Raw genomic sequence first — 17,817 nt, forward strand, 5'->3', positions numbered from 1 at the left:
GATATATTACAAAATTAAAAAGCCGGGTTAGGCTCCCGGCTTTATCCTTTTTCCAGCCAATGCTTATCTTTTTCTTCTCTTCCTGAACATAAGACCTAAACTCATTGGCAAAACGCCAAAAAGGTATGTTAACATCGGTTCTTTCTCGTTTTTCCGTGTACGCTTTCTTTCTTTTCGGACCGATTTTGGCTCGTCAAAATATTTCACTATTTTCTGAGTTAGATACTTCACAACATCATTTCCCGCAGCCATTAACAAAACTCCTTTAATTTATACCATTCACTGTCTAGTCTTGTCTATTTGCTCAGGAATTAAACCGCTGTAACTCAACAAGAATCTGCTCGCATACTTCTTCTGCAGTCAGTACATCCGTTAAAATCGTGATATCACTTTTTTCATAATGCTTTCGCCGCTCATTATAAAGCCGAAAAACATCTTCTTTCGTATTTGTCAGCAATAATGGTCTTTTCTTTCGCTCCTCTTCTTTCATTAACCGATCCCACAATACAGGAAAGCTTGTTTTTAAATAAATCACTGTTCCTTTACTCTTCATATAAGTAAGGTTCTCTTCACGAACAACAGCTCCCCCTCCTGTCATGACAACTGCATGTTCCAGCGGAAGCTGACGAATAGCTAGAGATTCATAGTTTCTAAAAGCTTCTTCTCCTTCATGATGAAAAATTTCTTTTATCGTTTGTCCTCTTTGCTTCTCAATTGCAGAATCTACATCATATGGTGGTACTTCAAGCTGTTTGGAAAGATGTTTTCCAACAGACGTTTTACCGCACCCCATGAAGCCTACTAAATATATGGTGTTCAACTTTAACCCTCCACCCATTTTGTAACGCTATTCTGGGTTACATTATAATATACTTTCACCTTTTTTGTATGTTGCTTATCTGTAAATGCTTCAATCAAAATGAGCCTTTCGTCTTCTGTCGTGTGTTCGATCACCAAATTAACAATTCCTTCATTCAAGATTAGATTCTTCTCCACCGGGAGAAGCACAGAAGTATCCCTGGCATAAATAATTGCTCTCTCCACCCCTTGCTGAAGGAGCCGAGTTTGCTTTAATTGTTCTTCCTGCATATAAACAAACTGCCTTTCAGAGGAAACCTTCCCTGTAAAGTATCCAAAAAAGACAAGGATAACAAAACACAGTGTAATTACGAGAGGGTAAATGATCCCCTTTTCATTTTTCATTACTCAATCCTCCGAAAAAAACGCTCATATTCATTTCCTTGTGTATCTATAAGTTTTACGGCTAACAGTACGTCTGAATGCTTTTTTAGCACCATCTCACTAATATTCTGCACCCACACTTCATGTCCCAGTCCATTTACTTGCTTGCGAATAAGAGAATGATATCTTGAGAAACTCAAAACATTGCCATTTGTAAGCGTAATGTACAATGAGTTATTGTTTACTTCAACAGACTTTCCTTCTCTTATTTCTTTTCCTAACATAGAGAAAAATAGTGAGGATTCTTCCACCTGAGGATTTGGTGGCTGTTTTTGGATAGGAATAAACAATACTGGTATAAGCGATGAGAGCATGAGGAGTACTGACAAAGCTATGAAAGCTTCCATTATGCTATAGCCCTTCTGAGAATCAGCATATTTAATAATAGCTTGAACATGCCGTATACTCTTTTTGGTTAGCTCCCTCAAATGTAATACAGATTTCATACTCATCTGTAACTCCCTTTTTAGTTAATAACGAATATGCTGTTCCGTTTTGACTCCACTCCATATCATGCAATTGGATTTTCAATAAAGAAAGCCGGTCAGCCTCTTCAATAGCAAACATTAGTTGCCTTGTTGTCTTTTGCTCCTGGTTCAATATATAAACATAGGGAAGACAAATAGAAGCTATAGCAGAAAACAGCAATAAACCTAGCATGGACTCAAGCAGCAAATATCCATTATTGTTTCGCAACATAAAATTTCCCTTTACCAAGCTGAAACACCATTTTATAAACAGCTTCTTCTGAATATATATAAAGTGTTCCTGCACGGCTTATGTTTCCGTTTTGATTATATTGGATCGTCATTTCCATAGCTTGTCCTTCAATGGTAATATGTTTTGGAATAGGCCGGTTCAATACCTTAATTGAACTATAGGTTCCTATCTGGTACATATCTTGTTCATTATTGAAGGTTAGACGGTACACACTGCTTTCATTAATTGCTTTTTGCTGCATAAGCATAATGTCCTTTTCAAGAGAATTTAAAAAGTACTCTGTCTTTCTGTTTTTTATAAACGCATTGAACTTCGGATAAGCAACAGAGCCTATTAGTCCAATTATTAAGAGTACGATCATCATTTCAATCAATAAATGACCAGACTGTTTATATTTAATCAGGGTGTTTCATCCTCATTATCGACATACACTTTCCCTTCACTATCGATGAGCAAAGGTTCTTTATCGGGACAGACTTTTGTATCAATATATTTTTCATCAAAAAGCTGTTCAATTGTAGGCAGCTCATTCTTTTCCGCTTCATAAGCGCCTACCTGACCTTGCACGAGATCTATCGTTGCTTCACAGCCAAGAGATTTAACGATAGCATTATTCTTAGTCATACTCGGCAATGCAATCAGCATCAAAACTGAAATAATAAGTAAAACAATCATCATTTCAATCAGGGTAAAACCATTTTCATTTCTCATAAAAGCGTTTTCCTCCCTATAAAGCATCCATTAGTTGAAACATCGGCAAAAGCATAGAAGCAAACATAAGCAGGACAAAACCACCAATAATAGCAAAAAGGATAGGCTGTATTTTTTGCAGATTAGAAAGGACTTTCTCCTCCAACTCTATAAATATCCACTCTCCATATTGAACGAGCTCAAATCCTAGTGCCCCTTGTGCTTGTCCGAAACGAATAATATCCGTCATTTCCTTTGCATAAAAAGGTTTATGAAGTAAAAGCTCGGGCAATGTTTTTCCATCCAATAAACCTTTTTGCAGCCTCATACTCTCTTCTTGAAAAAAACCTTTTTTCATATGATTTTCCATTACGATTAATGCATCTGTTACCGGCAAACCGCTTTTTAACATAGAACCAAAGTTAATGCTGAAATAATGTGAGTTCATCAGCAAAAGAAATTTCTTTAAAAAGGGTATAGATGTTAATAACCTCATCTGATCAGAGTAGCTTGTGTTTTTCCTTATATAGTAAACAGCGATCCATCCAACCAGAAATGTTAATAAAGCTGCAATTAGGAGGTAAGGAAACAAAGATAGGAAAGACAGCATTATTGAGGTGAACGCGGGTGTCTTTACTTCCAAAGAAGAAAAAAGAAGAGAAAATTGAGGAAATAAAAAATAGTAAAAAAGAATACCGATCCAAACTGTAAGAAATAACAAAAATAAAGGATATCTAATCGCTTTATTTAATCGCTCTCGCCATTCTGCCTTTTTTCTCATATAATTTCCGTTTTCCATTAAACTGTCTGTTAAATTTCCGTTAACGCTGTTTATAGATAATGAACTTATTACTTCATCCGGCAAATTTAATTTTGAGAAAACATCTAGAACAGAATTACCTGCAGACAATGCTTCTAATAATTCTTCTATTAAATGCTGTTCTTTATCAGGTAAATGCGATTTTAAAAGTTCTATGCTTTTATTGATCGAGTAACCATGACTTTGCAAAAGTCCAAGTTTATAAAGGAAAATGCCTTGAGAAGCTCTTTTCCACTTCTTCTTAAACATTCCCATGCCACCCCATCCATCTTTCATAACTTTCTTTCGTTACAAATCCTGCTGCATATGCGTGATTAAAATAATATGGGAGACTTTTATAAAACGGCGGAACGGAGGTGTCTTGCTTAAAAGCAGTTTCCAAATCTTGATTACTTAAGATTTCATAAATCCCTACTCTTCTAAAAGTCCTTGATTTAAAACAAAAGTCACTGCAATGATCACCGCAAAAACGGCAGGGCATGGAAATCAGACTTTGCGAAACTACACCCATTAATGTCTGTTTCAATTCTGCCTCGCGGATTCCAAACTCCCTTAAACGTTCTAAACAGCCTATACAATCCGAGGCATGCATAGTTGAGAGAACTAAATGCCCTGTTAATGACGCACGGATAACTAGCCGGGCTGCAGCTTCATCGCGTATTTCTCCTATCATGATGACATCGGGATCGTGCCGCAATAAAGATTTAAATCCTTCACCATATGTTACACCAGCTTTTTCATTAATTTCCATTTGAAGAAATGTGTCAACTTTTCGTTCAACAGGATCTTCTAAAGTAACTACCTGACGCTTGTAGTGGTGTTGGAGGTATTGAAGCAAAGAATAGAGCATTGTCGTTTTTCCTGAACCGGTAGGGCCAGTAAATAATAACAAACCACTTGAACGTTTAATGAGAAAAATGAGTTTTTGAAGTGCATGCGGGAAGAGTGATAATTCATTAATTGAAAAGGATTCTTGCTGAGGAAGTATGCGGATTACAAGAGATTCATTAAATGCAGAAGGAATGGAAGAAAGTCGAAGATGTACGTTAATATTATCTATTAGTACATCCATAGCACCGCTTTGAGGTTTACGGTGTTCACCGATATCCATTCTGGCTGAATACTTGAAATGAGAAATGACACGGACGTACTCTTCGAAATTAAGAGTTCTGTATTCGAGCAATCTTTCATCAATGCGAAATTGTACTACTCCTCCTTTTTTTAATGGGATGAAATGAATGTCAGATGCATTTTGATTTACCGCATCATGCAAAATTAAACTGCCTAAAATTTTTATTGGCAAGCATTATCGGCCTCCTTTTTGTTTCGTGTTATAAAACATACTTCACACAAATTAAAATTCCTTCATCTTTTTTTGAAATAACGCATATAAATTTCGACACGGCTCATACTATTATTGTTGTATTGGGCTATAGCCAAGCGGTAAGGCAACGGACTTTGACTCCGTCATGCGTTGGTTCGAATCCAGCTAGCCCAGCCAAAAAATATACACTCTTAAAGTTTAAGAGTGCATGATATCAGGACACATGACTTGAAATGTGTTCTTTTTCATTTTTATGGCTTAACTTTTTCATATCGCCAGGGCTGTATCCAGCAATTAGCAGTTCTCCATCAGTTACGAGAGGACGTTTAAGCAGCTTAGGGTTCTTTGTTAGAAGTTCAAGCAATTCGTTTGTAGATAGATCATAAATATCTACATCAAGAGATTTAAAGGATTGGCTTCTTTTAGCCAAAATATCTTCAGTTCCCGCTTTCGTTAGCTTTAATAACTCTCTGAGCTCTTCTACTGAAGGTGTTTCTTTAAATAAGTGTCTTTCTTCAAATGATACTTTATTTTGTTTAAGCCACATTTTCGCTTTGCGACATGAAGTGCAGCTAGGATATGTGTAAAACGTAATCGAATTCATATAACTTCACTCCTTTTGGTTTACATTACCTTTAAAAGAGGCATAATAAACCAAAATTAACCTACTTCGAGTAATTATATTTACTTTGTCTTTTTATCCGCTTACAATTGTCATTTACAAGAGAGTGGAAACTCATATATAATACTAAAGGATACAAGTATTGGCGAAAAAAGGAGGGATACATATGTCAAGAATGTATAAGGTTTTGGGCTTTTGGACAGGAATCATTGGTGTCATGGCTTATCTTGGCGATATGCAGGACATGGCGTTATTGTTCCTAGGACAAACGATTATGTTCGTTTCATTAGGTTATTTGAACTTATCTGAACGTATGTATATTTATATCTTTGGTGCTTATTTAACAGTTTTCTTTGTCGGATTTACATACTGGTCAACATTTATGATGACTCCTGGAGCTGGCGGAGGCCATTAATATTTAAAAAAGTTCATATTAGCTTATAAAAAAATGGACCGTTATAAAACGGTCCGTTTTTTTTGTTGCATCACAACTTGAAAGCCGTTCGCCAGAGAACTGTCTAAAAGGAATGACCTGATTGCCCTGTTCCTTTTATGTTCAGCAGAGAAAGGATCTGTACCCACAGCGTCATTCAAAAGAGATAACATACCCTCTTTTAATAGAAATTCACCTTGCATACTAAATTGTATGGTTTCAATGCCATGTTTTTTCGCAGAACTTTCAACTTGATCCCAGTCTACATGATAAGTTATATCCATCTTACCCGGGTAAAAAAGAGGGTTATTTTCAATTTTATGCTTATGATATCCGCGTATACTGCCTTCTTTCAAAGCTTCTTCATTCCATTCATCACCACTATATCCGTAATCCACAAAGAAATAAACACTTTGCTCAGCTGTCCATTCATAAATATCTTTCAGCCAATTCATCATCTGAAAGGACACTTCAAGATCAAAATCACTTCTTCTTGATGCGAATAATTGATCTAACCATATCGAATGATCAGATGTTTTTATATAGTTTAATCGAATTTCATCTTTATCTTCTTCAAATATAACAACTTTCTCATACCAGCTGTTTTTTTGTTTACGAAAAACCCGTATAGGAAAAGCATCTAGTACTTCATTCGCAAAAATAATACCTTTAAAATCCGGATAAGTTTCTTTTAATTCTTCAAATGAACTAAAAATGGTCACAGAAGAGGAACCTATTAATTCATTTTGGAGAAGCTGACGGTGGTAAGGACTTTTTTCAACGATGATATATGATAGTTGCTTCTCAAAACCGTAATCTTTCCAGCTGGATAAAACTTGTTTCGCGAACCGGCCAGTTCCTGCTCCAAATTCGATTACGACAGGGTCTAAATCGTGTTCATGTATAGTTTTTGCAAAAATATTAGCCCAAACTTTTCCGAAAACATCTGAAACGGAACTGGATGTATAAAAATCCCCGTTTTTCCCAATTTTCTTCTGTTCATTCATGTAATATCCGTAATCAGGATGATAAAGAGCCCATTCCATAAATTGCTCCATCGTCATCCAGTGGTTCTGGTGCAAAAAACTTTTTATATCATCCTTCAGGCTCAATTTAAAACCCGCCTAAGAAAGGATTTGAATCCATTTCCATTCCAATTGTCGTCTCAGGACCATGACCAGATAGTACAACTGTTTCTTCAGGAAGCTGCAATAATTTCTCATGAATACTCTTTAGCAATGTATCCTGACAGCCTCCGTTAAGATCGGTTCTCCCAATACTTCCGGCAAATAGTGCATCTCCTGAAAATACAGCTCCTGCACCCTTCAAATAATAGGATACACTCCCTGGTGAATGCCCAGGAGTAGTTAATACATCAAAAGAAAATGAGCCAATCTTTAAGCTTCTATCATTATCCGTTAATAAGTGACTAGCAGGCTTAGCTGTGATATTTTGTCCAAAATACTTTGACCCGTTCTTTTTTGTATCAGTGAGCCAATCTTGCTCTTTTTTATGAATATATAATGGCAGCTGGTATTTTTCCCGTACTTGATCCACTGCACCTATGTGATCAAAGTGAGCATGCGTCAGCAAAACAGCCAGTGGTTTTAACTTTAGTGATTCTATAGTTTGAATAATTTTGGAACCTTCACTCCCTGGATCTAAAATTATCGCTTCATTTTTTGAATCATAAAGGATATATGTATTTTCTTGAACAGGTCCTACAGTTAGCTTTTTCCATCTCATGTTTATACCTCCAGTTCCAATTGCAAGTTCTCCCTTTCTATCTTACACTAAAATAGTCATATATACGGAGGAAATGCATGAACATCTATTATGGTTTCGAAAACAATTTAGAGAGTTTTCCTTTTGTGGACCGGGAAGGTGACTTCATTATTACAGAGTATTGTTTTGAAGATTCAAAAGAAGCGATTCCGTTACTTTTAATAAAGCCCTATAAAACCTCTCTTCTTCTTGAGGATTATGGATTCTTTTCCGAAAGTGGGAAATGTTATTTATATCTTGATATGATTTGTGCATTTTCTGTTAAGCAAGGAGATCAGAAGCAAATAGATATGTTTCTCCTGCAAGCTGAAGAAGAATTAGTTGCCGTTGAAAATGAAACGGAATCTATATATTTCTTCAGCCAGCATAATAAACCGCTTATACTAAAATGGGCATCATCTTATCAGGTTAAGCCAGAATTCATATTGTTGTAAATGTTCACTCGACAAATAAGGATAAAACAAGTAAAATAATACAAGGTTATACCTGTGTGAAAGCGTTATACATAGGATTGGTATTACTCCAAAGCAAGGGGGCACAGAATAATGGGATTAGCCATTATATTCGGCTTAGTAGCTATTCTAGCTGCATTGGGACTATTACGTTCGTTAAAAATTAAAAACTTAATGGCAGCAGGCTTCGCGTTTTTAACGTTTGCTGTATTTGGCTGGTTTACAGTCATGACTGTACTTGACGTATTAGTTGGCAGCGGCGGTTCAACAGGCCATTAAAATCCGAAAAACCATCAGAATTATTGTTCTGATGGTTTTTCTATATAAACTTACATATACAAGCTGGCAATCAGGATACCTCGTGTTTCTTCATAAATTTTATCAAACTGTCCTAAAGGCAATGGGTTAACTCCAAACCCGAGTTCTATAGTAAAGCCAGGTCTTCTAAACTCCTGTATAAACCAGTCTTTATATCCTGCATAACTGTCAACATACCTGATGGCTTTATAACCACTGACCCGTTCAAATTCATCTGCAATCTGCTGGGATACCGGCATAGGTTCTTCCCCTTCAAATCCCCAGTAAAGCTCTTTTCCTTGCGTATGAAGAGCAACTACCCTGTCAAAATCATACTTTTGTGCAGCCTGAGCCATGGCAATTGCCTCTGGTTCAGATAAAGGTGCTTTTCCAGGATAATCTCTTGGAGCTGGCTTTTTGGGCTTTCTTGGCTGTTCCATTTCCCATCTTGCAGGGAACTGATTGTTTAAATCCACGCCTCTAATATTGGCTTTCCATGATGAAAAGTCTTTTTTTCCTTTGTTTAAATTTAATACAAACTCTTTTAATTCTGCATCCTTTGGAGGACCATGTAGAACAAGGTCTACTCCATCGGGATCAACCATTGGTACGGCAAGTAAAGTGGTATTCTTGTAAAGATCGAGCGAAGAAACATCATTCATGGAGGCTTCAATTGTTAAAGCTCGAGCATACTCATTAATAAACTTCATGAGGATTGCTGTTGTTATCCATTCATTTCCGTGGAAGGAACCGTTGATATGAACTTTTTTCTTTCCTTTACCAACGATAAGCATATCTATTGGCTTTCCTTGAACGGAATGTCCAATAGTTTGTTTTTTGATAAAAGGATAAGTTTGCATTAAATGATCGATGTCCCTCTTTAGCACTTGGCTGTCATATTTACGTTTTCCTTGTATACAAGGAAATGGAAGGACATAAGGAATATTAATTTCATCTTTTACAAATATCTCCTTAGGATCGACTTGCTGGTTAAATAAGTAAAGCGCATCAATGGGAATATCTTTTTCCTCAGCAATTTTGAAGAACGTGTCACCATTTTTTATTTTATAGCGCTGAACAGCGATTCCAGGCAGATGAACTTTTTTTCCTGCTTCAATATTTCCAGAATGCATATTGGGATTTGAATCTTTAATTAATATATAAGGGATAGACAAGAGTCTGGAATAGTACCAAAGCGAGTCTCCGTTCCTAACTAGAATTTCCAATCAAAGCCCTCCCTAAAAACGTCCTCTTAAAGATGTATGATTGATGTTGTCATATATGCAAAAAAAGCACTTAGCCGAAGCTAAGTGCTCTCTGTCTTATTAATTATTTTGTTTTGCTTTGTCTTTATCATAAAAGCGAAGCAAGTCACCATAGATGATACGATCTGACATATCAAGTTCAGTTTTTGCACGTTCAGCATAAGGTTCACATGCATTTTCTTCGCCTTCAACTGGCTTACCAGTTGCCTTGTCGTAACACTTTCCATCTGTAAAGACATTATCTTTCGTAATATAAGAATTATCACGTAAAACTGCGAAATCTTCGCGGTCTTTAGAGAAAAGGTCTGATCCTAATTGAATATCACCTTTTGTGTCAATTCCCAGCAAGTGCAAGATTGTTGGTTTTAAGTCGATTTGTCCGCCGACTGTATCCATCTGCTTGCCTTTTTCACCAGGCATATGAATGATCAATGGCACTTTCTGAAGCTGCGTTGATTCAAATGGGGTAATTTCTTTTCCTAAGAATTGACCCATTGCATCATTGTGATTTTCAGAAATACCATAATGGTCACCATACATGATAAAGATAGAGTCTTCATATAACCCAGCTGCTTTTACATCTGCAAAGAACTCTTTCAATGCTTCATCCGTGTACCGTACAGTTGTAAAGTATCGGTTAACTGTTCCGTCATTTGAAGTCCATTCAGGAATCATTTCATCTTCTTCTTCTAACGTGAAAGGGAAGTGATTCGTTAAAGTAATATACTTTGTATAGAACGGCTTATTCATTGCCTGCATTTCTTTCAAGTGAGGAATAGACTGTTTAAAGAAATCTTTATCCTTTAATCCCCAACCGATTGAATTTTCAGGTGTAACTTCAAAATCTTTTAATGAGTAATAACGGTCATAGCCGAAATTATCATACATAATATCACGGTTCCAGAAACTCTTGTTGTTCGCATGCTGTACTGAAGAGTAATAGCCTTGCTCTTTCAAGATCTCTGGCGTTGCATTGTATTGATTTTGTGAATGTGTAAAGAACACTGCTCCACTTGGAAGCGGATATAGTGAGTTATCTAGCAAGAACTCTGAATCAGATGTTTTCCCTTGCCCTGTCTGGTGATAAAAGTTCGGGAAGTAATAGCTGTCTTTAATCAAGTCATTCATAAACGGTGTAATTTCTTTTCCGTTAACTGATTCATTAATAACAAAGTTTTGTGTTGATTCTACAGAAATTACGAAAACATTTTTGCCTTTCGCTTTACCAAACATCTCAGGGTTCGGTTCTTTATAATTGGCACGTGTGTAGTTTTCAATATCCGTAATTTCGCTTCCATCCGCGAATGCACGCTGAGCTTTTGCTTTAGACTGAATGATTGAATCATAAATATGGTAATTGTACGAACCAATATTCTTAATCAGCATTTCACGGTCAAAAGTACGTGTTAATAACTGTGGACGCTCTGTTTCAGCAATTCCAACGTTAACGATAAAAAATACAATCGCTGCTGCATAAGTCAATGTAATCTGTTTGCGTGACGCACGAGCAGGACGGTAATCAGCACGTCTCATAAAGTAAGATAAAATTACGATGTCAACAAACACTAAAACGTCTGTTGGCTGAATTAATTCAAAAACACTGTTTCCTAGATCACCCATGTTGCTTGTTTGAAACAACACTGGAATGGTAATAAAGTCGTTAAAGAATCTGTAAAAAACCATGTTTGCATACATTATAAAACTCATGATCGCACTTACGGCAATAATCATTCTTCTATGCGCTTTACCTTTAAAATAAAGGGTAATACCTAAGAATAAGATGACCGAACTGATTGGATTAATAAATAGGATCAGTTCCTGAATTTTATTGTCCATAGGCAGTTCAAAGGCTGTTTTATATACGATATACGTTTTAACCCATAATAAAGCAATTGCAATAAAGAAAAACTTATAATCAGCAAAAGCTTGTTTCATTTTTTCTTTCATAATGTTCTCTGACCTCCTCAATCAAAAAGAACTTGTGCAGTTAAATTTAAATGTTATTTTTATACTCTTCCTTATCCGCTGTATCCATCTGGAATGTAAATCACCATTTACAAAACCTTAACTAAAGGATTACATAAAGAGTATAATATATGGTTTTGCACAAGAATTCAATACCCTAACGTACTATTTCAAGATTCTGACAAATAGGACAACAAAACTATATTAGTTTTACCCTTTTTTTTCATCCATAAACAATTAGACGAACCTTTGCCGAAAAAGTTTCAAAAAAATAAAGAACCACTTCGTGTGGCTCTCTATTTTTATATAGCATTTATATGTTATGTTTTGCCAGCCATGCCCCGCCAATAACACCAGCGTCGTTGCCTAAAGTTGCTATAGTAAGCGTTGCTCCTTCTGCTACCCTTGGAAGTGCAAACCGTTTAAATTCTTTCTCTAGTCTGGACATAAGTACGTGGCCAGCTTTTGAAACTCCCCCGCCAATAACAATTTTCCCCGGATTAATACTGTTGGAAAGATTTGCGATCACAAGCCCTAAATGATACGCTACTGTGTCTAGCGTATCAATTGCTGCCTGATCACCATTCCCAGCTGCTTCAGCAACATCTTTTGCTTTAAGTTCCCCACTATTTTTTAAAATTTCATTAAGAGATGAAGATGAATTATTTGCTGCTTTTTCTTTAGCGATCCTAGCTATTCCTGTAGCAGATGCAATCGTCTCAATACATCCTGACTTTCCGCAATTACAAGAAGCTCCGCCTTCTGGAATAGATGTAATATGTCCAATCTCGCCGGCCATTCCATTAGTGCCATGCATGATATGGCCATTTACAATAATTCCGCCTCCGACACCAGTTCCTAGTGTTACCATCAGAAGATTTCCTTCACCATCTCCTGCACCTCGCCACATCTCACCGATCGCTGCAATATTTGCATCATTGTCTACCGTAACCGAAAGTCCTGTTGCTTTTTCAAGTTCGTCTTTCAAAGCATAATTTCGCCATCCAATGTTAACCGCATGATAGATGAATCCTGTTTTCATATCAATAAATCCTGGTGCTCCCATACCAATCGCAGCGAGTTTTTCACGGTTTTCAGAAAGCTGATCTAATTTGGCATCAATCGACTGAGCAATGTCACTTACAATACGTTTACCGTCTTCTTCTATATTAGTAGGAATTTCCCACTTCTCCACGATATGACCATCCAGTGTTATAAAAGCTATTTTTATTGTTGTTCCGCCTAAGTCTACCCCAACTAGCCATTTTTCCATTTCGCTTCATCCTCTATTGTAATTTATTGTTAGCTGAACGAATAATAAGAATTGCTGTTTTGTATTCGTTTACATCTATTAGTTTCTGGTTGTATAGCTCTCGAACTTCTTCTTGTATTAATTCTAAATCTGCAGCTGGGTTCCCTGTGTATATAATGGTTCCAAATCTTTTCAATAACTGCTGCACATCATACATTGTTTTCATTTTCTATCACCAAAGTCATTATAACAAAAATTATGGGACTTAATGCAAGCCTTTGCACAATATTATCACAAAAAACAGCCAGTTTTTTCTGTGGCCACTGAAAAACCGGTTGAACAGAAAAAAGAATCAAACCACCTCGATAAGAGCTGGTTTGATCCTTTTTTTGCATAATAACATGTAAGGATTGCGGCGGAAGGGTACTGACTCCTGCGAGTGCCTCTTTTTTCTCTAGCTGTTTTTGCGTATTAACGATCTGGGTCCTTAGGGTGGAGTACAACAGGTCTTCTGTTTTTTAAGGGCATTGGAATTCTAAATATCACATCTCTGATTGCTTTATAGTTAAATGGAATAAACGGCCATAAATAGGGGATATGAAAAGATTTAAAAGAAACAAAAAATAAAATAGCTAACGTAAATCCTGCCATATAACCTGGAACTCCTAATAAAGCAGTAAGAGCCAGTAATGAAAGCCTCAATAATCTGTTAGCAAGACTAAGTTCATAAGTTGGAGTAGCAAAAGTGCCTATTGCTGCTACGGCAATATATAACACGACTTCATTTACAAACAAACCAACCTCAATAGCAACTTGACCGATTACAATTGCTGACACAAGCCCTAATCCTGTAGACACAGATGTGGGTGTATGAATGGTAGCCATCCTGAGCATATCCATACCGAGTTCAATAATGATAAACTGCAAAAAAAGCGGAACAACACCAATTTCCTCAGGGCCAATAAAACTGAGACTAATCGGCAGGAGTTCTTTTTGAACAGAAAACAAATACCAAAGCGGCAGCAGAAAAATAGAAATCCATACAGCAAGAAAACGGACAAACCTTAAATACGCACCTACGATTGGCTTCTGCCTATACTCTTCTGCATGCTGAAGATGATGCCAAAATGTAGTAGGAGTTATAAGAACTGACGGTGATCCGTCTACAAAAACGAGAACATGTCCTTCAAAAAGATGCACAGCAGCAGTATCAGGACGTTCTGTATACCTCACTAACGGATATGGATTTAAGTGCCTTCCGCAAATAAATTCCTCAACCGTTTTCTCTCCCATTGGAAGGCCGTCCGTATCAATTTTTTTCAGAGAATCTTTAATTCGTCCCACGATATGCGGATCAGCTATGTCCTCAATATAGGAAATACATATATCCGTTTTGGAGCGCCTTCCTATACTCATATATTCCATTCGTAAAGATCGATCACGTACTCTTCTTCTCGTTAATGCTGTATTAAATATAATCGTCTCAACAAAGCCATCTCTTGCTCCCCTTACTACCCGCTCAACATCAGGCTCTTCCGGCCCGCGGACAGGGTATGTTCTGGCATCAATCTGTATAATCTCTTGAACGCCTTCAACAATAAGAACAGTTGGTCCGCTCAAAACCCAATCTATCCCCTGGTTAAGATCATCAGATTTAGAAATCTCAACATACGGGATATACGTTTTCATTAATCTCAAAAGCGGATCGGGATCTAGCTGTTCGGGTTCAAGGTCTGCTAAGAGCTTCATTAAATAGTGAAGAATATCATCTTTCACAAATCCATCCACCATGAACAGTGCCATTCTTCTGCCTGCATACTCTAAGTCCAAATGGATGCAGTCAAAACTGATATCCACACCTAGTTGTTTCTTCATATATTGAACGTTTTCATCAAAATCGTATGAAAGAGGCTGTTTTTTTGGCAGATAAGACATTTTTCATCACTCCTCTGCCTATCATCCTTTACTTTCTATAATTTTTTCATACCTCCAATCATTAAAATCCCAGCCACTATGACTGGGATTTCAGATCTTCTATACGAGGTTTGAATGTAAGTATGTCTTTATAAGATTAGCTGTGTGTTCCAATGATTTAATATGTGTCCGCTCATATGCATGAGAAGCATCAATCCCAGGTCCTATTAAACCATGCACAACATCAGCGCCAGCTCTTATAGCCGCAGTAGCGTCTGAACCATAGAAAGGATAAATATCTACTTTATAATCAATTCCGTTCTTCTCAGCTAATTCAACTAAATGCTTTCGTAATCCAAAGTGATATGGTCCGCCAGAATCCTTCGCACAAATACTGACAGTAAACTCATCCGTTGTCTGTCCATCACCGATTGCACCCATGTCTACTGCTAAATATTCAACAGTCTGTTCTGGTATATTGGAATTGCCACCAAAGCCAATCTCTTCATTATTACTAATCAAGAAATGTGTCGTAAAAGGTAATTTTGTTGATGTTTTCTGAATTTCGTTAACAAGGTGCATTAAAATTGCAACGCTTGCTTTGTCATCAAGATGCCTAGACTTTACAAAACCACCTTCCGTCTCATCAAATCGCGGATTAAAAGAAACGAAATCACCAACGGAAACCCCTGCTTCCTCTGCATCCTTTTTTGAATGGAACTCTTGATCAACTCTAATCTCTATGTTCTTTTCATCCCTCTTCAGGTCACCCATACCTTTATACACATGTGCTGATGTCTGATGCATCAAAACTGTCCCCGAGAAACGATCACCCTTTGATGTATGAATCGTACAATATTCCCCTTCGACCGTGTTCCAATAATATCCGCCGATTTTATCTAATTTTAAGCGGCCGTCACTTTTTATTTCTTTTACCATCGCACCAAGTGTATCCACATGAGCTGTTAGTAAACGGTGTTTCGTATCATCTTCTCCTTTAATTGTTGCAAGCAAAGCTCCTTTGTTCGTGATTTTAAAAGGCACTTCATTTTTTTCAAAGAACGCCTTCATGTAATGAATAGCAGCTTCTGTATTCCCAGAAGGACTTGGTATATGTACTAATTCTTTAATAAATCTTACAATTTCATTTGTTTGTATTTCCATTTTCTTCTCCTCCTTATATGTAAACATAACATAATGATATTTTCATTTTCCATCTTCTAATTTACATGGCAGCGCATACAATTTAGGAACTAGTTTGTCCTTAGAGGAGGCACAGGTAATGAAGTGGAAAATTTCAATATTTACGTTGATAATTATACTTGTAATAGGTATCATCTACCAGCCGTTTATCAAAAAAGAGGCTCGTGAAAGTATTACATTCTTCCCGATAGACACCTCTTTCTCTTTTACAGAAGCTGTCACATCTCTAAAATTTAAAGAAGGAACAGCATCAAACTATGAATTTGAATGGGACGTTGAGTCGGAGTCCTCGGAAAGTGTCTATTTAAGACAAGACATCGCCATGATTTATGAAAATGGAAAACTTGCTAACAAAATGACTGAATGGAAAACAACGGCAAAATCGATAGATCTGGAGAAAAATATAGAGGGGGAAACTCCTGGTTTATGGGAAGCCATATCCTACCATCAAGGTGAAATTCATCTTAATGAAGAAAAATATCGTTCGGTTCAAAAAATGAGCAGTGATTACCTATACACAGTTAAACCAAATAACACATTTACAGGATTTAAAGAACCTGCTTCTCCATCAGAAAGGCGTCTAAAAAACACACTAAATCAAGAAACAAATAAATACCTTCAAATTACTTTAACAGAGCTTCTGGAATATTATCAGATAAACCGAAACAATTACCACGTTATTTCACTTCAGTCATTAACAGGCTATAACGAAAAAGCACTGTCCGGATTTAACCAAGTTAAAAGCCAGGAGATTATCGGGAAACTATGGGAAGGACTTTATAAAAATTATTTTATAAACATCACAACAAAAACAGGTCAAAAGATCAATCCTATAGGAAGCAGCATGCCTTATATTTTAATAAGCAAAGATAAAACTCACTTATTTGTTTTATTTCAAACCTCAACTGGAGAGAACATTCAGCTCATTCAATACATTTCTTAAATACACTTCTTAATTCATTTGCAGAACAGCAGTTAAATATATATGGATTTGTTTGGGCTAGCATTTGTTTTGAAGGATTCCACCATATCCCTGTCCACCCTGCTGTTACAGCTGGGTGGATATCAAAACTGAATGAGTCGCCCACATAATAAAAATTTGCCGCATGTGTTCTGCTTTTTACATATTTGAATATCTCAAGGCTAGGTTTGCCAAAAGAAAGTTCTGAGGAAATAAAAATATTGTTCTCTGAAAAGCTTATTCCAAGCATACTAAGCTTCTTTCTTTGCAGTTCGGACCCTCCATTAGAAATGATTCCTGCTGCAAATCCTCGCTTATATAAAGATTCAATAATCTCTTTGACCCAAGGATAAGGTATGACAAATGAAGGGATTTTATCTTCACAAAGTTTTCGGAAATAATCTATTTGATTAATATCAATAGATTGGATATTTAAGGATCTTAAAGAAGAAACAAGCCTTTTTCTTTGATATTGCTCACGTGTTAAAGTTTTATCTTCATAAGCTGGCCAATACATATCACAATAGATTTTATAAGCATCGAACCATTTCTCGGCATTTATCGGCTTCTTCAAGACAGGATAAAAAATTGATTTAAAGGCAAATAAAGAAGCCTGCTTAAAAGAGGCTTCATAGTCAAATAACGTATTATCCAGATCAAAAAAGAAAGCTTTGCTATTTGAAACGTTCATATTAGATCAATTCATCCATCATTTTTGAACGCAATCCGGGAAAAGACATAGCACTCCCAACTACAAAACGTCTAATAAAAGGTTGTCCCAGTGCCATGTTAATAAGACGATAACGCATTCTATAACCAAGCATTACAGCAAGGAATAACAGAAATCCTTTAATCATAAATCCTTTCATAAA

The 17,817-nt window shown here is 36.6% G+C and carries 24 protein-coding genes and 1 tRNA gene; 5 read left to right on the top strand and 20 right to left on the bottom strand.

Annotated elements, in window-relative coordinates; translation table 11 throughout:
• Positions 1-63: 63 nt before the first annotated feature.
• From UN64_RS17720 to comGA, 9 genes are read right to left on the bottom strand one after another with little or no spacing between them, the layout of a single operon-like run.
• Positions 64-252, bottom strand: coding sequence for a YqzE family protein (locus UN64_RS17720; protein WP_077365324.1), 189 nt, complete (start codon positions 250-252; stop codon positions 64-66).
• 52 nt (positions 253-304) lie between these two features.
• Positions 305-820, bottom strand: coding sequence for a shikimate kinase (locus tag UN64_RS17725; RefSeq protein ID WP_171978963.1), 516 nt, complete (start codon positions 818-820; stop codon positions 305-307).
• Between the two features lie 2 nt (positions 821-822).
• Positions 823-1,203: a competence type IV pilus minor pilin ComGG gene (gene comGG, locus UN64_RS17730; protein WP_077365328.1), complete on the bottom strand. Its 381-nt coding sequence runs from the start codon at positions 1,201-1,203 to the stop codon at positions 823-825.
• Positions 1,203-1,589, bottom strand: a complete 387-nt coding sequence (locus tag UN64_RS17735; protein ID WP_171978964.1) for a competence type IV pilus minor pilin ComGF — start codon at positions 1,587-1,589, stop codon at positions 1,203-1,205. Before UN64_RS17735 ends, comGG begins: the two co-directional genes overlap by 1 nt.
• A gap of 31 nt (positions 1,590-1,620) precedes the next feature.
• The gene (locus UN64_RS21020) at positions 1,621-1,941 is read right to left on the bottom strand and encodes a hypothetical protein (protein ID WP_171978965.1); all 321 of its coding nucleotides are present in this window, start codon (positions 1,939-1,941) and stop codon (positions 1,621-1,623) included.
• On the bottom strand, positions 1,925-2,326 hold the full coding sequence (comGD, locus tag UN64_RS17740; protein ID WP_281249482.1) for a competence type IV pilus minor pilin ComGD: 402 nt from the start codon (positions 2,324-2,326) through the stop codon (positions 1,925-1,927). The genes UN64_RS21020 and comGD overlap by 17 nt, the downstream gene beginning before the upstream one ends.
• Positions 2,327-2,361: 35 nt before the next feature.
• Entirely contained in the window at positions 2,362-2,673 is a 312-nt protein-coding gene (gene comGC / locus UN64_RS17745) for a competence type IV pilus major pilin ComGC (protein WP_077365334.1), read from the bottom strand.
• Positions 2,674-2,689: 16 nt separating this feature from the next.
• On the bottom strand, positions 2,690-3,721 hold the full coding sequence (gene comGB / locus UN64_RS17750; protein WP_171978966.1) for a competence type IV pilus assembly protein ComGB: 1,032 nt from the start codon (positions 3,719-3,721) through the stop codon (positions 2,690-2,692).
• Entirely contained in the window at positions 3,714-4,775 is a 1,062-nt protein-coding gene (gene comGA / locus UN64_RS17755) for a competence type IV pilus ATPase ComGA (RefSeq protein WP_077365338.1), read from the bottom strand. The genes comGB and comGA overlap by 8 nt, the downstream gene beginning before the upstream one ends.
• Positions 4,776-4,898: 123 nt before the next feature.
• On the opposite strand from comGA, the gene UN64_RS17760 reads away from it, so the two are divergent.
• Positions 4,899-4,973, top strand: a tRNA-Gln gene (locus UN64_RS17760).
• A gap of 37 nt (positions 4,974-5,010) precedes the next feature.
• Here the strand turns inward: UN64_RS17760 and UN64_RS17765 are convergent.
• Complete coding sequence (locus UN64_RS17765; protein ID WP_077365340.1) at positions 5,011-5,400, bottom strand: Spx/MgsR family RNA polymerase-binding regulatory protein; 390 nt, start codon at positions 5,398-5,400, stop codon at positions 5,011-5,013.
• 184 nt (positions 5,401-5,584) lie between these two features.
• Here UN64_RS17765 and UN64_RS17770 point away from each other — a divergent pair, with 184 nt between their 5' ends.
• Positions 5,585-5,833 carry a DUF2626 domain-containing protein gene (locus tag UN64_RS17770; RefSeq protein ID WP_066242314.1) on the top strand — a complete coding sequence of 83 codons (249 nt, stop codon included), beginning with the start codon at positions 5,585-5,587 and terminating at the stop codon, positions 5,831-5,833.
• 41 nt (positions 5,834-5,874) lie between these two features.
• On the opposite strand, the gene UN64_RS17775 is transcribed toward UN64_RS17770, so the two are convergent.
• A complete protein-coding gene (locus UN64_RS17775; RefSeq protein ID WP_077365342.1) occupies positions 5,875-6,963 on the bottom strand; it encodes an SAM-dependent methyltransferase in 1,089 nt (362 codons plus the stop codon).
• A 1-nt stretch (position 6,964) separates the two neighbouring features.
• The gene (locus UN64_RS17780) at positions 6,965-7,597 is read right to left on the bottom strand and encodes an MBL fold metallo-hydrolase (RefSeq protein ID WP_077365344.1); all 633 of its coding nucleotides are present in this window, start codon (positions 7,595-7,597) and stop codon (positions 6,965-6,967) included.
• 77 nt (positions 7,598-7,674) lie between these two features.
• Between UN64_RS17780 and UN64_RS17785 the strand changes: the two genes are divergently transcribed.
• Complete coding sequence (locus UN64_RS17785) at positions 7,675-8,070, top strand: hypothetical protein (protein ID WP_077365346.1); 396 nt, start codon at positions 7,675-7,677, stop codon at positions 8,068-8,070.
• A 111-nt stretch (positions 8,071-8,181) separates the two neighbouring features.
• Complete coding sequence (locus UN64_RS17790; protein WP_066242324.1) at positions 8,182-8,367, top strand: DUF2759 domain-containing protein; 186 nt, start codon at positions 8,182-8,184, stop codon at positions 8,365-8,367.
• 50 nt (positions 8,368-8,417) lie between these two features.
• Here UN64_RS17790 and UN64_RS17795 read toward each other — a convergent pair whose 3' ends face one another.
• The 6 genes from UN64_RS17795 to UN64_RS17825 all read right to left on the bottom strand — a co-directional run bounded on the left by UN64_RS17795 (position 8,418) and on the right by UN64_RS17825 (position 15,945).
• Complete coding sequence (locus tag UN64_RS17795; RefSeq protein WP_077365348.1) at positions 8,418-9,611, bottom strand: M14 family metallopeptidase; 1,194 nt, start codon at positions 9,609-9,611, stop codon at positions 8,418-8,420.
• Between the two features lie 99 nt (positions 9,612-9,710).
• Positions 9,711-11,597 (bottom strand): LTA synthase family protein, encoded by a 1,887-nt coding sequence (locus UN64_RS17800; RefSeq protein WP_077365350.1) that lies wholly within the window; start codon positions 11,595-11,597, stop codon positions 9,711-9,713.
• A gap of 331 nt (positions 11,598-11,928) precedes the next feature.
• Positions 11,929-12,888 carry an ROK family glucokinase gene (locus UN64_RS17805; protein WP_077365352.1) on the bottom strand — a complete coding sequence of 320 codons (960 nt, stop codon included), beginning with the start codon at positions 12,886-12,888 and terminating at the stop codon, positions 11,929-11,931.
• A 13-nt stretch (positions 12,889-12,901) separates the two neighbouring features.
• The gene (locus UN64_RS17810; RefSeq protein WP_077365355.1) at positions 12,902-13,093 is read right to left on the bottom strand and encodes a YqgQ family protein; all 192 of its coding nucleotides are present in this window, start codon (positions 13,091-13,093) and stop codon (positions 12,902-12,904) included.
• Positions 13,094-13,338: 245 nt separating this feature from the next.
• Entirely contained in the window at positions 13,339-14,802 is a 1,464-nt protein-coding gene (locus tag UN64_RS17820) for a spore germination protein (protein ID WP_077365359.1), read from the bottom strand.
• Between the two features lie 99 nt (positions 14,803-14,901).
• Positions 14,902-15,945, bottom strand: a complete 1,044-nt coding sequence (locus UN64_RS17825; protein ID WP_077365361.1) for a M42 family metallopeptidase — start codon at positions 15,943-15,945, stop codon at positions 14,902-14,904.
• 118 nt (positions 15,946-16,063) lie between these two features.
• Here UN64_RS17825 and UN64_RS17830 point away from each other — a divergent pair, with 118 nt between their 5' ends.
• Positions 16,064-16,927 (top strand): hypothetical protein, encoded by an 864-nt coding sequence (locus tag UN64_RS17830; protein WP_077365363.1) that lies wholly within the window; start codon positions 16,064-16,066, stop codon positions 16,925-16,927.
• Here the strand turns inward: UN64_RS17830 and UN64_RS17835 are convergent.
• Both UN64_RS17835 and UN64_RS21025 read right to left on the bottom strand, forming a co-directional pair.
• Positions 16,908-17,636, bottom strand: coding sequence for an HAD family hydrolase (locus tag UN64_RS17835; protein ID WP_077365365.1), 729 nt, complete (start codon positions 17,634-17,636; stop codon positions 16,908-16,910). The genes UN64_RS17830 and UN64_RS17835 overlap by 20 nt on opposite strands.
• Position 17,637: 1 nt before the next feature.
• A complete protein-coding gene (locus tag UN64_RS21025; RefSeq protein ID WP_165389300.1) occupies positions 17,638-17,814 on the bottom strand; it encodes a hypothetical protein in 177 nt (58 codons plus the stop codon).
• Between the last annotated feature and the right edge of the window lie 3 nt (positions 17,815-17,817).

The sequence above is a fragment of the Fictibacillus arsenicus genome (assembly GCF_001999465.1).
Taxonomy (GTDB): Bacteria; Bacillota; Bacilli; order Bacillales; family Fictibacillaceae; genus Fictibacillus; species Fictibacillus arsenicus.